The organism is Streptomyces sp. NBC_00513, assembly GCF_041431415.1.
Taxonomy (GTDB): Bacteria; Actinomycetota; Actinomycetes; order Streptomycetales; family Streptomycetaceae; genus Streptomyces.
In genome coordinates this window covers 1,875,784-1,891,355 of sequence record NZ_CP107845.1, presented here as the reverse complement: position 1 = coordinate 1,891,355, position 15,572 = coordinate 1,875,784, and the positions used below count along the sequence as shown (strand labels likewise).

The window sequence follows — 15,572 nt, the reverse complement described above, 5'->3', positions numbered from 1 at the left end:
GGTTGCTGCGTAAGGTGCTTACAGCACACCGATGTGCGTCCGACGGACAAGGGGAGGGCAGCCCCGCCATGAACGACAAGGACGGCAAGGTCGACACGGACGGCAAGGACGAGAAGGACAAGGACAAGGACAAGGACAAGGACTCCAAGGACCAACCGCTCCGGGTGGGCGTGGCCGTGCGCAAGAGGCGCCGCGCGCTCCAGCTCACCCTCGCCGCGGTGTCGGCGCGCAGCGGCCTGTCCGTCCCCTTCCTCAGCCAGATAGAGAACGAGCGCGCCCGACCCAGCATGCGCTCCCTGGAACGGGTCGCGGACGCGCTGGGGACCACGGCCGTGGAGCTGCTGGCCGCTTCCGACACCGCGCGCACCGTGGATCTCGTACGGGCCGGAGACGACTCCGGCCTCACCCCGGTCCCGGGAGTCCGTCCGCTCGTGCGCGGGCACCACCAACTGCACGCGCTGGAGTTCACCGGGGACCAGGACGCGGGCCGCGAGTACCAGCACCGCAACGACGAACTGATGTACGTGGTCGCGGGCGCCTGCCAGGTGGAGGCCGAAGGCCGGGCGTACCGCCTGGAGAGCGGCGACGCGCTGTTCCTGTCCGGCGGCGTGCGCCACCGCTGGCGGGCCGTCACCGAGGACACCCGGATCCTGGTCGTGGCGGTGGGCGAGCACATCCACGCCACCTCCGAGCCGCCCTCCCCGGGGCGCTGAACCGGTGGGCGCGTCCCGCGCGGTCTCGCGCGTCGTCTCGCTCGTGCCCTCCTTGACCGAGGCCGTGGCGGTGAGCGCGCCCGGACGCCTGGTGGGGGTCACCGACTGGTGCACGCACCCCGCCGACCTCGACGAGGCGGGCGTGGTGCGGATCGGGGGAACCAAGAACCCCGACGTGGCGAGGATCGTCGCGCTCCGCCCGGACCTGGTCATCGCCAACGAGGAGGAGAACCGGGCGCCGGACCTGGCCGCGCTGCGGGCAGCCGGGGTACCGGTGTCGGTCACCGAGATCCGCGACCTCCCGCAGGCGCTGCGCGAACTGGACCGGCTGCTCGTCGGGACGCTGGGACTGGCCCGGCCGCGATGGCTGACGGACGCGGAGGCCGCGTGGGCGAGCGTGGAGCCCGTGGGGCGGCGGATGGCCTTCGTGCCGGTGTGGCGCAGGCCCTGGATGGTGCTGGGACGGGACACCTTCGCCGGGGACCTGCTGGCCCGGCTCGGGGTGCGCAACGCGTACGCCGGACACGCGGAGCGGTACCCGCGGATCCCGGTCGAGGAACTGGCCGGGGCCGGCTGCGATCTGGTGGTGCTGCCCGACGAGCCGTACCGCTTCACCGCGTCCGACGGGCCCGAGGCCTTCCCCGGCCTGCCCGCCGCGCTGGTCAGCGGACGGCACCTCACCTGGTACGGGCCCTCTCTGGCCGAGGCGCCGGCCGTACTGGCGCGGGCCCTGCGCGCCGCACGCTGACGGCCGGCCCGGGGCTCAGCGCGGGGCGCGCAGCAGCCGGCCCGAGTACAGGCCGCGCAGCGTGTGGACGGCGGCCGTCACCCAGGCGGTCAGCAGGACCAGGAACAGGGCCGCGGCCAGCCAGGCGAAGGCGGTCAGCCCGGTGTGGCGGGCCAGGCCGGCGGCGCCGGTGACACAGGTGCCGACCGGGAACGTCAGGGCCCACCAGGTCATCGCGAACCCCATGCCGCCCCGCGCGGCCCGGACCAGCATCGCCGCGGCCAGGGCCAGCCACAGCAGGGCGAAGCCCATGACGGGCACCCCGTAGACGACGGCGAAGGCCCCGAGGGCGCCCGCGTACGGGGCGCCGATCGCCCCGGGTGCCATGTCCGCGAGCTGGTTGACGGCGGTCGTGGACTGGCCGAGGGGGCCCAGGACCAGGAACAGGGTCGGGGTCAGCAGCAGTGGCAGCGGACCGCTCGTGATCAGTCGGCCGAGGATCAACGGCAGCATCAGCAGGGTGGCCAGCAGACTCAGGCCGAACAGCGCGTAACAGCCCAACAGCATGGCCTCGCGGGCCTGGCCGGCGGGCAGGTGGGGTATCAGCAGGGGGCCCAGCGCGGCGGAGACCATCGGGGCGACGAGGGGGAGCAGCCACACGGGGGTGACCTGCCGCGGCTCGACCTTGTGACGCACCACCATCAGGTACGGGACGAGCACCGCCATCAGCAGGCCGATCGCCGTGCCGGCGGTGAACAGAACGGCGTCGACGGCGACGGCCGCCTCCGTGCCGATCAGGTCCTTGCCGACGATCAGGGTGCCGCCGCCCACGGCCAGCAGCGCCATCGACAGACACCCGTAGAACGGTGCGACGGCCGGGTCCAGGAGATGGGCGCGGGCCTGGTCGCGGTGGTACAGCCAGTGCCCGGCACGCGCCGTGAGCAGCACGGCGAGGGCCGCGGCGGAGAGCGCCCAGACGAGTTGGCAGGCCACGCGTTGGCCGGGGAGCTGGTAGGGCAGGGTCGCGCCGGCGTTGGCGACGATCGCCGTACCCATGACCGAGGCGTACCAGTTCGGGCCGAGGTGCCGGAGCGCGGGGGCCTTGTGGGCCCGGGGCGCGGGAGCGGCGGTGGTGCGGGGAGGTACGAGGGTGGTGACCATGGGTCCAGCGTCGCGCCGGGCGGCACCGACCGGCAGAGGCCACTGTCCTATGAGGTCATAAACTGACCTTATGGGTAACGAGGAGTGGGTTCCGCTGGCGCACCGCGTACCGGATCTGGGCGCGCTGGAACTGCTGCTCGCGGTCGCCCGCGTCGGCAGCCTGAGCGGGGCCGCCCGGCGGCTGGGCATCACCCAACCCGCCGCCAGCAGCCGCATTCGGGCCATGGAGACCCGCCTGGGCGTGGCACTCGTCGACCGTTCCCCGCGCGGGTCCACGCTCACGGCGGAAGGCGCGCTGGTCACCGACTGGGCGCGGCGGGTCGTGGAGGCCGCCGAGGCCTTCGACGCGGGCGCGCAGGCGCTGCGCGGGCGGCGGGACTCGCGGCTGCGGGTGGCGGCGAGCATGACCATCGCGGAGTACCTGCTGCCCGGCTGGTTGATCGCGCTGCGGGGGCAACGCCCCGGGACGGCGGTGTCGCTGCACGCCGGGAACTCGGCCGACGTCGCCGAACGCGTCCTCGCGCACGAGGCCGACCTCGGGTTCGTGGAAGGACTCTCCGTACCGGACGGACTGGACTCGGTGGCCATCGCGCAGGACCGGCTGGTGGTGGCGGTCGCTCCGGGCCACCCCTGGGCACGGCGCACCAGGCCGGTGCCGGCGGAGGAACTGGCGGCGACCCCGCTGATCCTGCGGGAACGGGGCTCGGGGACGCGGCAGGTACTGGACGCGGCGCTGACCGGATGCGGGGGACTGGCCGCGCCCCTGCTGGAACTCGCGTCCACGACCGCCGTGAAGGCGGCGGCGCTCAGCGGGGCCGGGCCGTGCGTGCTGTCGGAGCTGGCGGTGGGGGACGAACTCGGGGCACGGCGGCTGGTGGAGGTGCCGGTGGCCGGGGCGGCGCTGGACCGGGAGCTGCGGGCCGTGTGGCCGACGGGGGCGCGGCCGGCGGGGCCCGCGCGGGATCTGCTGGCGCTGACCCGGACCTGACCCCTGGCCGGGGGTGGGCGGGTTGCCCCGGGGGCCCGGGCCCCGAGCCCCCGGGCTCGCCGGGGTGTGACCCCGGGCGCGGTGCCGGGGGTGCCCCCGGCGCGGCGCCGTTGCGGGGGCTCCGCCCCCGGGCCCCCGCGCCTCAAACGCCGGCGGGGCTGGGATGGGGCTGGGCTGGAACGGGGCTGGGCTGGAACGGGGCTGGAGGGTGGGGCCGGAGGGGGCGGATCCCCGCGCCTCAAACGCCGGCGGGGCTGGATGGGGCGGGCGCGGGGGCGGACGGGGTGGGGTCAGACGTGGGCCAGGGGGGTGGTGGTGAGGGTCTCGGTGGGGGTGGCCGCCGTGATCAGGGCGGCCATGACCCGGGTGTCCTTGTCGCGTTCCGGGTGCCACTGGACGCCCACGACCCAGCGGTCCGGGTCGGGGAGTTCGATGGCCTCCACCGTGCCGTCCAGGGCGTGGGCCGAGACGATCAGACCCTGGCCCAGGCGGTCCACGGCCTGGTGGTGGTAGGTCGGCACGTCCGCCTCCTCCGGCACCAGCGCCGCGTACCGGGTGCCCGCGACCGGGCGGACCGGGTGCGAGGAGATGGCGCCCGGGGTGTGGACGTGGCCGTCGAGGTGCTGGATCAGGCTGCCGCCCAGGGCCACGTTCAGCGCCTGCATGCCCCGGCAGATGCCGAGCAGCGGGAGGTCCGCGGCCAGGGCGGCCCTGATGAGGGCCAACTCCCACTCGTCGCGGACCGTGGCGGGTGCGCCCGTACGGGGGTCGCGGGGGGCGCCGTAGTGGACGGGGTCGACGTCCGGGCCGCCCGCGACGACCAGGCCGTCCATCCGGCTCAGCACCTCCGCCGCGCGTCCCGGTTCGTCGGGCGGCAGCAGTACCGCGGCGCCGCCCGCCGCCTGGACGAGTTCGTAGTACCCGGAGGGGACGAGGGCGGTCGGGAGGTCCCACACGTTGTAGCGGGTGGATTCCTCGACGTAGGTGGTGATGCCGATGAGCGGCCTGGGCACGGGTGCTACCTCCAGGGTGGTTCCGGGGTGGTGCGACGGACCCGTACCGGCGAACCGGTACGGGCCCAGGATTTCAGTCGCGGGTCAATTCCGCCTCGGCGGCCGCCAGCGCCGCGAACTCCTCCTCGGGCGCGGAGGCCACCAGGTGGTGGCGGCTGTAGAGCGCGAAGTAGGCGAGGGCGACGGCGTACACGGCCAGCGCGATGAAGGCCGCGTCCTTGTCCACGAGGAAGGTCGCGACGAGCGCCGAGAGGGCCAGGACGAAGGCCACCGAGGAGGTGACGATGCCGCCCGGGGTGCGGTACGGGCGCTCCAGACCGGGCTCCCGCCGGCGGAGCACGATGTGCGAGAGGGCCATCAGGGCGTACGAGATGGTCGCGCCGAACACGGCGATGTTCAGCATGCGCGGACCGTTGCCGGTGGCGGCGGCCAGGGCGAAGCCGATCGCGCCGGGGATCAGCAGGCCCAGGTACGGGGCCTTGCGCTTCGAGGTCAGGGACAGGAAGCGCGGCAGGTAGCCCGCCCGGGAGAGGGCGAACAGCTGGCGCGAGCCGGCGTAGATGAGGGAGAAGAACGACGCCACGAGGCCCGCGAGTCCCGCGTAGTTGACGAACGTCTTCAGCCACGAGAGGCCGGAGTTGCCCTCCAGGGCGACGACCAGCGGGTTGCCGGCGTCCTTGAGGACGTCGGCGCCGCGGGCGCCCGTCGAGGCGAGGAAGGTGATCAGGGCGAGCAGGACGAGGATGCCCATGGAGATCGACAGGGCCCTGGGCATCGAACGGACCGGGTCCTTGGCCTCCTCCGCCGCGAGGGGGACGCCCTCCACGCCCAGGAAGAACCACATTCCGAAGGGGAAGGCGGCCCAGATGCCGAGGACGCCCAGCGGAAGCCAGGAGCCCGAGCCGAAGGCGCTGCTGTCGACGGCGATGTCGTTCAGGTTCGACGCGTCGAACTCGGTGAACGCGCCGAGCGCGAAGACGATCAGCGCGATCACGGCGACGGCGGTGACGACGAGGGAGAAGCGCAGGGCCTCGCCGACGCCCCACAGGTGGATTCCGATGAAGATGGCGAAGCAGGCGAGGTAGACCGGCCAGCCGGAGGTCAGGCCGAAGAGGTTCAGGGATTCGACGTAGTCGCCGATGAAGATGGAGATCGCGGCGGGGGCGAGGATGTACTCGATGAGGATCGCGGTGCCGGTGAGGAAGCCGCCCCAGGTGCCCAGTGCCCGGCGGGCGAAGCCGTAGCCGCCGCCCGCCGTGGGCAGGATCGCGGAGAGTTCCGCGAGGGAGAAGACCAGACAGGCGTACATCGTGCCCATCAGGACGGTGGCGATGGCCAGGCCGCCGAAGCCGCCTTGCGCCAGGCCTATGTTCCAGCCGGAGAAGTCCCCGGAGACGACGTACGCGACGCCGAGACCGGTGAGCAGCAGCCAGCCGGCGCTGCCGCGGCGGAGCGTGCGGCGTTCCAGGTAGCCGTCGCCGCCCTCGGGGGACGTGGTGGGATCGGCCGCGGCTGTCAGCCGGGCCTCGGTGTCGTCGGCCATGTGCGCTCCTGCCTAGGGCAATGGTTGTGAGGCGTACCTTTGCGTCATGGGAGTGGAGCGCGCAAGACCCCTGCGTTAAACAGGGGTTACGAAACGCTCTCGGTCCGAAACCTGGCTGAATCAGCCATGAAGGGCTGATTTCAGGCCAGAAATCCCCGCAGGAGCGCCGCCGTCCCGCAGCAGTGTTCGCGCATCGTCTCCCGCGCCGCGTCCGCGTTCCCCTCCAGGACCGCGTCCACCACGGTCGAGTGCTGCTGCTGCGAGTGCTCCAGGTTGCGCACCAGCAGCGGAATGCAGTCCAGCAGGTCGTTCACGGTGGCGCGGACGGCCGCGTACTGGGCCGTCAGCGTGGCCGAGCCGGCCAGTTCGCACAGGGTGAGGTGGAACAGGGTGTCCTGGCGGCGGTAGTCCGCGAGCGGGGCGTCGTGGGTGGCGGTCAGCGCGCCGAGCAGCCGCTCGGCGCCCTCCTCGGTCAGCCCCTGCGAGGCACACAGCCCGGCCGCGCCCACCTCCAGCACCTCGCGGAAGCGCAGCGCGTCCTCGATGTCCACGCCCGCCACCCGCCGCCGCAGCTCCTGCTCGGCGCCGCCGGCGGGGGTGTCGGGGCGGTTCAGCACGAACGTTCCGCCGTACCGGCCGCGGCGGGCCTCCACCAGGCCCTGGTCCTGGAGCACCTTCAGCACTTCCCGCAGGGTCACCCGGCTGATCCCCATCCGCTCGGCCAGCTCGCGCTCGGCCGGAAGCCGCTCCCCGCCCGGTACCAGGCCCAGTCGGACGACCTGGAGGATCTGCTCCAACGCCTCCTCGAAACCGTTGCCCGCCCGCACCTGTCGCAGCACGGGATTCAGCCGTGCGATCGCGTCGCCTTCACTGGTCGTATCGGACATCTCGGCCCCTCCCCTTCCCAAGCAATGGTTCTATTCAATACCTTAGGCGCACTCGGCTCACCGAAGGAGAGATTCCAGTGGTAGACCGCAAGCCGCCGCTCGCGATCGAGGAGCTCCGCTCCCTCGTCGCCAGCGGTGAGATCGACACAGTCGTCCTGGCCTTCCCCGACATGCAGGGGCGCCTCCAGGGCAAGCGGTTCGCCGCACAGTTCTTCCTCGACGAGGTACTCGCCCACGGCACCGAGGGCTGCAACTACCTGCTCGCCGTCGACACCGACATGAACACCGTCGACGGATACGAGATGTCCTCCTGGGACCGCGGTTACGGCGACTTCGCCATGCACCCCGACCCGGCCACCCTGCGCCGCCTCCCCTGGAACCCCGGCAGCGTCTTCCTCCTCGCCGACCTGGCCTGGAACGACGGCTCGCCGGTGGTCGCCGCCCCGCGCCAGATCCTGCGCCGCCAACTGGAGCGCCTCGCCGACCTCGGGTACACCGCCATGGTCGGCACCGAACTGGAGTTCATGGTCTTCCAGGACACCTACGAACAGGCCTGGAACGCCAACTACCGTGACCTGACACCGGCCAACCAGTACAACATCGACTACTCCGTCCTCGGCACCGGCCGCATCGAGCCCCTGCTGCGCCGCATCCGCAACGAGATGCAGGCCGCCGGCCTCGTCGTCGAGTCCGCCAAGGGCGAGTGCAACCTCGGACAGCACGAGATCGTGTTCCGCTACGACGAGGCGCTCACCACCTGCGACCAGCACTCCGTCTACAAGACGGGAGCCAAGGAGATCGCGGCCCAGGAAGGCGTCTCGCTCACCTTCATGGCCAAGTACGACGAGCGCGAGGGCAACTCCTGTCACATCCACCTCTCACTGGGTGACGCCGACGGACACAACGCGATGGCCGGCGGACCCGACGACCCCGACGGCATGTCACCGGTGATGCGTCACTTCCTGGCCGGCCAACTGGCCGCGCTGCGGGACTTCTCCCTTCTCTACGCCCCGAACATCAACTCCTACAAGCGTTTCCGCCCCGGATCCTTCGCACCGACCGCCGTCGCCTGGGGCGTGGACAACCGGACCTGCGCACTCCGAGTGGTCGGCCACGGCCGCTCCATGCGCTTCGAGAACCGCCTGCCGGGCGGCGACGTCAACCCGTACCTCGCCGTCTCCGGCCTCGTCGCCGCGGGCCTCTACGGCATCGAGCACCGCCTGGAACTGCCCGAGGCCTGCGCCGGCAACGCGTACACCGCGGACTACGCCCACGTCCCCACCTCCCTGCGGGAGGCCGCGGAACTCTGGGAGAACAGCGAGATCGCCAAGGCGGCGTTCGGCCCGGAAGTCGTCGCCCACTACCGCAACATGGCGCGCGTGGAACTCGACGCGTACGACTCCGCGGTGACCGACTGGGAACTGCGCCGCTCCTTCGAACGCCTCTGACCGCACCCACCCCGCACCCACCGCACCCGAACGTCTGAGAGGCACCACGTGTCCGATGAGCTGGCCCCCCTCGATCTGAGAGTGCTGAACCCGGCCACCGAGGAGATCGTCGCCACCGTCCCGACCGCCACACGGGACGATGTCGACGCCGCCGTCACCAGGGCCGCCGCGGCCCAACGGGCCTGGGCCGCGGCCTCACCCGCCGACCGCGCCCGACTGCTGCGCCGCTTCGCCGCGGTGGTCGACGGACACGTCGAGGAACTCGCCGCCCTGGAGGTCCGGGAAGCCGGACACACCATCGGCAACGCCCGCTGGGAAGCCGGCAACGTACGCGACCTGCTCGACTTCGCCGCCGGGGGAGTGGAACGACTCTCCGGTCGGCAGATCCCGGTCGCGGGCGGCATCGACGTCACCTTCCTCGAACCCCTCGGCGTCATCGGCGTGATCGCCCCCTGGAACTTCCCCATGCCGATCGCCGCCTGGGGCGTGGCACCCGCCCTCGCCGCGGGCAACGCCGTCATCCTCAAGCCCGCCGAGACCACCCCCCTCACCGCCCTGCGCCTCGCCGAACTCGCCCTCCAGGCCGGGATCCCCGAACACCTCTTCCAGGTGCTCCCCGGCCGGGGAGCGATCACCGGCGACGCACTGGTCGAACACCCCGGCGTCGCGAAGATCGTCTTCACCGGCTCCACCCCCGTCGGCAAGCGGATCATGGCCAAGTGCGCCGACCGGGTGAAGCGGCTCACCCTCGAACTCGGCGGCAAGAGCCCCAACATCGTCTTCGCCGACGCCGACCTGGAGGCCGCCGCCGCGGCGGCCCCGATGTCCTTCCTCGACAACACCGGCCAGGACTGCTGCGCCCGCACCCGGATCCTCGTACAGCGCTCCGTGTACGACCGGTTCCTCGAACTCGTCACCCCCGGCATCGAAGGCGTGCTCGTCGGCGACCCGTCCGACGAGAAGACCCAGATGGGCCCGCTGATCTCACAGGCGCAACGGGAGCGCGTACGGTCCCACGTCACCGACGACCTCACCGCGATCCGCGGCACCGCCCCCGACGGCCCCGGCTTCTGGTACCCCCCGACCCTCGTCGTCGACGTCGACCCCACCGCGCCCGTCGCCGTCGAGGAGGTCTTCGGCCCGGTCGCCGTCGTCCTGCCCTTCGAGGACGAGGAGGACGCCGTGCGCCTGGCCAACGCCACCACGTACGGGCTCTCCGGCTCCCTGTGGACCCGCGACATCGGCCGCGCCCTGCGCGTCTCGCGCGCCGTCGCCGCGGGCAACCTGTCCGTCAACTCCCACAGCAGCGTCCGCTACTGGACGCCCTTCGGCGGCTACAAGCAGTCCGGCCTCGGCCGGGAGCTCGGACCCGACGCCCTCACCGCTTTCACCGAGACCAAGAACGTCTTCATCAGCACGGAGGCCTGAACCCACCATGACCACTTCCGACAACGAGATCGTCTGCCGCCGCCTGGTCGGCCGTACCGCCGTCATCACCGGAGCCGGCAGCGGCATCGGTCTCGCCACCGCGCGCCGCCTCGCCTCCGAGGGCGCCAACATCGTCTGCGGGGACATCGACGAGACCGCCGGCAAGGCCGCCGCCGAGGAAGTCGGCGGAACCTTCGTCAAGGTCGACGTCACCAGCCCCGAGGAGGTCGAGGCGCTCTTCAAGACCGCCTTCGACACCTACGGCTCCGTCGACATCGCCTTCAACAACGCGGGCATCTCACCCCCCGACGACGACTCGATCCTCACCACGGGCCTGGAGGCCTGGAAGCGGGTCCAGGACGTCAACCTGACCTCCGTCTACCTCTGCTGCAAGGCCGCCCTGCCCTACATGCAGCGCCAGGGCCGCGGCTCCATCATCAACACCGCCTCCTTCGTCGCGATCATGGGCGCCGCCACCTCCCAGATCTCCTACACCGCCTCCAAGGGCGGCGTGCTCGCCATGTCCCGCGAACTCGGCGTGCAGTTCGCCCGCGAGGGCATCCGCGTCAACGCGCTCTGCCCGGGACCCGTCAACACCCCGCTCCTCCAGGAACTGTTCGCCAAGGACCCCGAGCGCGCTGCCCGTCGCCTCGTCCACATCCCGCTGGGCCGGTTCGCCGAACCCACCGAGATCGCCGCGGCCGTGGCCTTCCTCGCCAGCGACGACTCCTCCTTCATCAACGCCACCGACTTCCTCGTCGACGGCGGCATCGCCGGCGCGTACGTCACCCCCCTGTAGCCGACCCGCGGGCACGCGCCCTCCCCCTCGACCACCCCCCGACAGCCGGGCGTCGCACGACGCCCGGCTGTCGTGCTCCACCATCCGCGACGCCCCCGCAGGAAACAGGAGTGCCCACCCCCATGACCCGATCCGGTCCCGCGCGACGCCTTCGGGCCGTCGCGGCCGCCGCGGCGATGGCCGCCGGCTCCCTCGCCGCCACCGCGCCCGCCGCCCAGGCCGCCCACCCCGGCGGCCACTGCACCACCCCCGCGCTCGAAGCCGGCTGGTACGGGGACAACCAGGCCCGGCTCCAACGGCTCCTCGACACGTACGGCACCTGCGCCCCGTACCGACCGAACCGCGACAAGCCCGTCGCCGTCTTCGACTGGGACAACACGGTCGTCAAGAACGACGTCGGCGACGCCACCATGTTCTGGCTGCTGCGCAACGGCAAGATCCGCCGCCCCGCCGACGGCGGCTGGGCCGGCACCAGCCGCCACCTCACCCCGGCCGCCGCCGCGGCCCTGGCCGACGCCTGCGACCGGCTCGCCCGCCCCGGCGCCCCGCTGCCCACCGGCACCCCCGCCGGCGCCGACTGCGCCGACGAGGTCAACGCCGTCTACGGCACCGCCGCCACCCGGTCCGGCGCCGCCGCCTTCGCCGGCTGGGACCACCGCACGACCGAGCCCGGGTACGCCTGGCTGTCCCAGCTCACACGGGGCTGGACCGCCCGCGAGGTCCGCGGCTTCGCCGCCGCCGCACGGGCCGAGAACCTGGCCGCGCCCGTCGGCGCGAAACAGCGCGTCGGCACCACGACCGCCACCGGCTGGGTCCGCTACTACGACCAGCAGAAGGACCTCATCCGCGCCCTGCGGAAGGCCGGCTTCGACGTCTGGATCAGCTCGGCCTCGCCGCAGCCGGTCGTCGAGGTGTGGGCCCGGGGCGTCGGCATCGACGCCGACCACGTCATCGGCATCCGCAACACCACCACGCGCGACGGCCGTTACACCGCCCACCTCCAGGGCTGCGGCTCCGTCAAGGACGGCGCCGACACGATGATCACGTACATCGACGGCAAGCGGTGCTGGATCAACAAGGAGGTCTTCGGGGTACGGGGCGCCGCCGCCGAGAAGGTCCAACCGGCCGCCCGCCGCCAGGTCTTCGCCGCCGGCGACTCCGACACCGACATCTCGTTCCTGCGCGACGCCACCGCGCTGCGGCTCGTCCTCAACCGCAACAAGAACGAACTCATGTGCCGCGCCTACGACAACAGCGACGGCAAGTGGATCGTGAACCCGATGTTCATCGAGCCGAAGGGCCGCAAGGCCGGCCCGTACCCGTGCGCGACGACGGGTCACGTCGAGCGCGACGGCACCCCGGGCCCCGTCCGCCGCGGCGACACGAGCGTCATCCCCGACCAGCAGGACACCGTGTACTGATCGGCCCGGCTCGCCGCGACGGCCTAGAGGAACGTGCGGCCCTCGCCCCGGTACGTCGGGGCGGTGGCCGTCACCCGATCACCCTCGACGAGGTGCAACGTGTCGAAGCGCTCGCACAGTTCGCCCGCCTTCGCGTGCCGGAACCACACCCGGTCGCCGATCAGCAGATCGTCGGCCGGGCCGCCGAGCAGCGGCGTCTGGACCTCGCCGGCGCCCTCCTGCGGGTCGTAACGCAGGCCCGCGGGGAGGTACGGCACGGGCAGCCGGTCCGGGCCGGGCGCACCCGAGGCCGGATACCCGCCGCCGAGCACGGTCACGACCCCCACGCCGGGCCGGCGGACCACGGGCTGGGCGAACAGGGCGGCCGGCCGCCCCCGGAAGGACGTGTAATTGTCGAACAGCCGCGGCACGTAGAGCCCCGAACCGGCGGCGATCTCCGTGACCGCGTCCTCGGCGGCGGTCTGCTGCACGCTGCCGGTGCCGCCCCCGTTGACGAACTCCAGGTCGGGCACCACCGCACGGACGGCCCGTACCGTCTCGGCGCGACGGGCCGCCAACTCCCTGCGAGCCGCGCCCTGCATCAGGCGGATCGCCCGGGACCGCAGCGGGCGCCCGGCCAACGAGTCGCCGACACCGGCGACATGACCCTCGTAGCCCATCAGCCCCACGACCCGGAACCCCGCACGGGCCGAGACCGCGCGGGCCAGGTCCGCGAGCTGCCGCGGCTCGCGCAGCGGCGAACGGCGGGCGCCCACCCGGACCCTGCCGCCGAGGAGGTGCAGCGCGGTGTCCAACTCCAGACAGACCCGGATCTCCTGGGAACCCCCGTCCCTGGCCCGGTCGATGAGTTCCACCTGGGCGAGGTCGTCCACCATCACGGTGATCGCCCCGGCCAGTTTGGGGTCGTCCGCGAGTTCCGCGAAACCGGCGAGGTCGGCGGAGGGATAGGCGAGGAGCACGTCCTCGAACCCGGAACGGGCCAGCCAGATGCTCTCGGCGAGGGTGTACGACATGATCCCCTCGAACCCGGGTCGGGCCAGCACCCGTTCGAGCAGCACACGACACCGGACGGACTTGCTGGCCACCCGGATCGGCTTGCCGGCCGCACGGCGGACGAGGTCGTCGGCGTTGGCGTCGAACGCGGCCAGATCCACGATGGCCAGCGGCGCGTCGAGGTGGGCGGTGGCCTTGTCGTACCGGGCACGGTCGGAAGTCATGGCGGCAGCCTGCCATGCCCGTGTACCGGTGGGTAGGGGGTGCGTGTCACCACCCCGCGCGGCCGAGAACGACCACCATTCGGCCGTGACCCCGGCTTCCCCGCCCGGGACGCGGCCCCGACGAGCGGGTCGGCCGCCCTCCGGCGACCCGGGGTCGACCGCGCACCCCTTCCACCCCCCTGCCGGGGCCCCCGTACAGTACGGGGAAGGCCGCAGCGTAAGAACGGGGGCGGAGCAGCCGGATGACGACGTCCACACCGCAATCGCCGGTCCTGGCCGAGACCGACCCGCCCCCGCGCCGGCGCCCCGCACGCGTTACGGCCGCCGTCCTCTTCGGGGTGTTGGGAACCGGCCTCGTCGGCGGAGCCGCGTTCACCGCCTGGATCGAACACCGGGAAGCACAACGCCCCGTGGCCCCCGACGCCGCCTACCGCAAAGCGGCCACGCTCTGGCGCGACGCCCCCGTCGACCGCCTCTTCCCGCCCTCCCTCGACGGCCGCGACAAGGGCCCCGACGGCGCCGACCGGGCCTGGACCCGGATCGCGCTCGCCCCCGACGCCGACTGCCCCGCCGCCCTCGACGCCACCTGGCGCGCGACCCTGGCCGACACCGGCTGCACCCGCGTGCTCCGCGCCACCTACATCGACTCCACCCGCAGCTCCCTGATCGCCGTCGGTCTGGTCTTCACCACCGCGGACTCCACCACGATGGCCGGCTTCCGCGACCGGATGACCCTCCCCTCCGCCTTCGGGTTCTCCGACTCCCGGCGCGCCGCCTGGACGGCCACCCCGATCGCGGGCGCCCCCGCGATCGTCTACACCGTCTCCGCGTTCGCCGACGGCCGCGCACCCGACGCCCCCCGGCCCGCCGAGGAGGCCGTCCGGCAGGACGCGACCGGCGTCGTGGCCGAGTCCGGCCTCGGCCACGACGCCAAGGCCGTCGCGTCGGAGGTGGGACGCGCGGTCACCGCCCTGGCCGCCCCGCCCGCGTCACCCGCCCCGGACCGGAAGGCCCGACCGTGAGCGTCCCGCTCCTGAGCCGCCCGGGCGTGAGTCGCTCCCGCGCCGCCGCCGCACTCGCCCTCGCCGTCCTCCTCGCCGGAGCCGGCGCGCACCCCGCCTCCGCCGACGCCATCCGGGACCGCCAGTGGGGCCTGCTGGCCCTGCGCGCGGAGGAGGCGTGGGGAACCACCCAGGGCGACGGGGTCACGGTCGCCGTCCTCGACACCGGCGTGGACGCCACCCACCCCGACCTCGCCGGCCAAGTGCTCGCCGGCACCGACCTCGTCGGCATGGGCGCCGGCCGCGGCGACCGCGCCTGGGCCCGGCACGGCACCGCGATGGCGAGCATCATCGCCGGACGCGGCCACGGCCCCAGCCGCGGCCAAGGCATCCTCGGCATCGCCCCGCAGGCCAGGATCCTGCCGGTACGGGTGATCCTGGAAGAGGCCGACCCGGGCCGGGCGAAGGCCCGCGGAAGCAAGTCCGGGGCCCTCGCCGAGGGCATCCGCTGGGCCGCCGACCACGGCGCCGACGTCATCAACCTCTCGCTCGGCGACGACAGCGAGTCCGCCCACCACGAGGGCGCCGAGGACGAGGCGGTCCGGTACGCGCTCGGCAAGGGTGTGGTCGTCGTCGCCTCCGCGGGCAACGGCGGCGAGCGCGGCGACCCCACCTCCTACCCGGCCGCCTACCCGGGGGTCATCGCCGTCACCGCCGTCGACCGCGAGGGCCGCAAGGCCGACTTCTCCACCCGCCACTGGTACGCGACCGTCAGCGCCCCCGGCGTGGACGTGGTCATCGCGGACCCCGACCGCTCCTACTACGAGGCGTGGGGCACCAGCGCCGCGGCCGCCTTCGTCTCCGGCACCGTGGCCCTCGTCAAGGCCGCGCACCCGGACCTGTCCCCGGCGCAGATCAAGAAACTGCTGGAGGACACCGCCTCCGACGCCCCGGCCGGGGGCCGCGACGACGCCAGGGGCCACGGCACGGTCGACGCGGTCGCCGCCCTCCAGGCCGCGGACGGGCTCCGCCCCGAAGCGCCGCTGCCCACCCCCGTCCCGGCCGGCCGGGAGTACTTCGGCCCCGGCCCCGAACCCGTCCGCCCGCCGCAACGCTCGCCGCGCCTGGGGCCCCCGGCGGCCGCGGCCGCGGGTGTGGCGCTGCTCGCACTGGCCGGCGTACTGGCCCGGCGCCCGAGGGTTTCCCGGCGGGATAGGGTCGGTTGA

14 protein-coding genes are annotated in these 15,572 nt (G+C 73.3%); 9 read left to right on the top strand and 5 right to left on the bottom strand.

The genetic code is table 11. From position 1 onward, the window contains the following. The first annotated feature begins 68 nt into the window (after nucleotides 1-68). Together OHA84_RS09000 and OHA84_RS08995 are read left to right on the top strand one after the other, a co-directional pair. Complete coding sequence (locus OHA84_RS09000; RefSeq protein WP_371591333.1) at nucleotides 69-713, top strand: helix-turn-helix domain-containing protein; 645 nt, start codon at nucleotides 69-71, stop codon at nucleotides 711-713. Nucleotides 714-717: 4 nt separating this feature from the next. Continuing rightward, nucleotides 718-1,461 carry a helical backbone metal receptor gene (locus tag OHA84_RS08995; protein WP_053677003.1) on the top strand — a complete coding sequence of 248 codons (744 nt, stop codon included), beginning with the start codon at nucleotides 718-720 and terminating at the stop codon, nucleotides 1,459-1,461. A 15-nt stretch (nucleotides 1,462-1,476) separates the two neighbouring features. Here the strand turns inward: OHA84_RS08995 and OHA84_RS08990 are convergent, their stop codons facing one another. Further along, the gene (locus tag OHA84_RS08990) at nucleotides 1,477-2,601 is read right to left on the bottom strand and encodes a TDT family transporter (RefSeq protein ID WP_053677004.1); all 1,125 of its coding nucleotides are present in this window, start codon (nucleotides 2,599-2,601) and stop codon (nucleotides 1,477-1,479) included. Between the two features lie 70 nt (nucleotides 2,602-2,671). Here OHA84_RS08990 and OHA84_RS08985 point away from each other — a divergent pair, with 70 nt between their 5' ends. Beyond that, nucleotides 2,672-3,589, top strand: coding sequence for a LysR family transcriptional regulator (locus OHA84_RS08985; protein WP_053677005.1), 918 nt, complete (start codon nucleotides 2,672-2,674; stop codon nucleotides 3,587-3,589). A 290-nt stretch (nucleotides 3,590-3,879) separates the two neighbouring features. Here OHA84_RS08985 and OHA84_RS08980 read toward each other — a convergent pair whose 3' ends face one another. From OHA84_RS08980 to OHA84_RS08970, 3 genes are all read right to left on the bottom strand, one after another. Beyond that, nucleotides 3,880-4,602 (bottom strand): gamma-glutamyl-gamma-aminobutyrate hydrolase family protein, encoded by a 723-nt coding sequence (locus OHA84_RS08980; RefSeq protein ID WP_266972291.1) that lies wholly within the window; start codon nucleotides 4,600-4,602, stop codon nucleotides 3,880-3,882. A gap of 73 nt (nucleotides 4,603-4,675) precedes the next feature. Further along, a complete protein-coding gene (gene eat / locus OHA84_RS08975) occupies nucleotides 4,676-6,145 on the bottom strand; it encodes an ethanolamine permease (RefSeq protein ID WP_053681908.1) in 1,470 nt (489 codons plus the stop codon). A gap of 140 nt (nucleotides 6,146-6,285) precedes the next feature. After that, on the bottom strand, nucleotides 6,286-7,032 hold the full coding sequence (locus tag OHA84_RS08970) for a FadR/GntR family transcriptional regulator (RefSeq protein ID WP_053681909.1): 747 nt from the start codon (nucleotides 7,030-7,032) through the stop codon (nucleotides 6,286-6,288). A 77-nt stretch (nucleotides 7,033-7,109) separates the two neighbouring features. On the opposite strand from OHA84_RS08970, the gene OHA84_RS08965 reads away from it, so the two are divergent. From OHA84_RS08965 to OHA84_RS08950, 4 genes are all read left to right on the top strand, one after another. After that, nucleotides 7,110-8,480 carry a glutamine synthetase family protein gene (locus OHA84_RS08965; protein ID WP_053681910.1) on the top strand — a complete coding sequence of 457 codons (1,371 nt, stop codon included), beginning with the start codon at nucleotides 7,110-7,112 and terminating at the stop codon, nucleotides 8,478-8,480. A 48-nt stretch (nucleotides 8,481-8,528) separates the two neighbouring features. Beyond that, nucleotides 8,529-9,908: an aldehyde dehydrogenase gene (locus tag OHA84_RS08960; RefSeq protein ID WP_234350222.1), complete on the top strand. Its 1,380-nt coding sequence runs from the start codon at nucleotides 8,529-8,531 to the stop codon at nucleotides 9,906-9,908. 7 nt (nucleotides 9,909-9,915) lie between these two features. After that, nucleotides 9,916-10,707 (top strand): 3-oxoacyl-ACP reductase, encoded by a 792-nt coding sequence (locus OHA84_RS08955; protein ID WP_053681911.1) that lies wholly within the window; start codon nucleotides 9,916-9,918, stop codon nucleotides 10,705-10,707. 122 nt (nucleotides 10,708-10,829) lie between these two features. Continuing rightward, nucleotides 10,830-12,128, top strand: a complete 1,299-nt coding sequence (locus OHA84_RS08950) for a haloacid dehalogenase-like hydrolase (RefSeq protein ID WP_266972294.1) — start codon at nucleotides 10,830-10,832, stop codon at nucleotides 12,126-12,128. A 23-nt stretch (nucleotides 12,129-12,151) separates the two neighbouring features. Here the strand turns inward: OHA84_RS08950 and OHA84_RS08945 are convergent, their stop codons facing one another. Further along, a complete protein-coding gene (locus tag OHA84_RS08945) occupies nucleotides 12,152-13,345 on the bottom strand; it encodes an amino acid deaminase/aldolase (protein ID WP_053681912.1) in 1,194 nt (397 codons plus the stop codon). A gap of 242 nt (nucleotides 13,346-13,587) precedes the next feature. On the opposite strand from OHA84_RS08945, the gene OHA84_RS08940 reads away from it, so the two are divergent. Then, nucleotides 13,588-14,367, top strand: a complete 780-nt coding sequence (locus OHA84_RS08940) for a hypothetical protein (protein ID WP_053681913.1) — start codon at nucleotides 13,588-13,590, stop codon at nucleotides 14,365-14,367. Beyond that, nucleotides 14,364-15,572: a type VII secretion-associated serine protease mycosin gene (gene mycP, locus OHA84_RS08935; protein ID WP_266972297.1), complete on the top strand. Its 1,209-nt coding sequence runs from the start codon at nucleotides 14,364-14,366 to the stop codon at nucleotides 15,570-15,572. Before OHA84_RS08940 ends, mycP begins: the two co-directional genes overlap by 4 nt.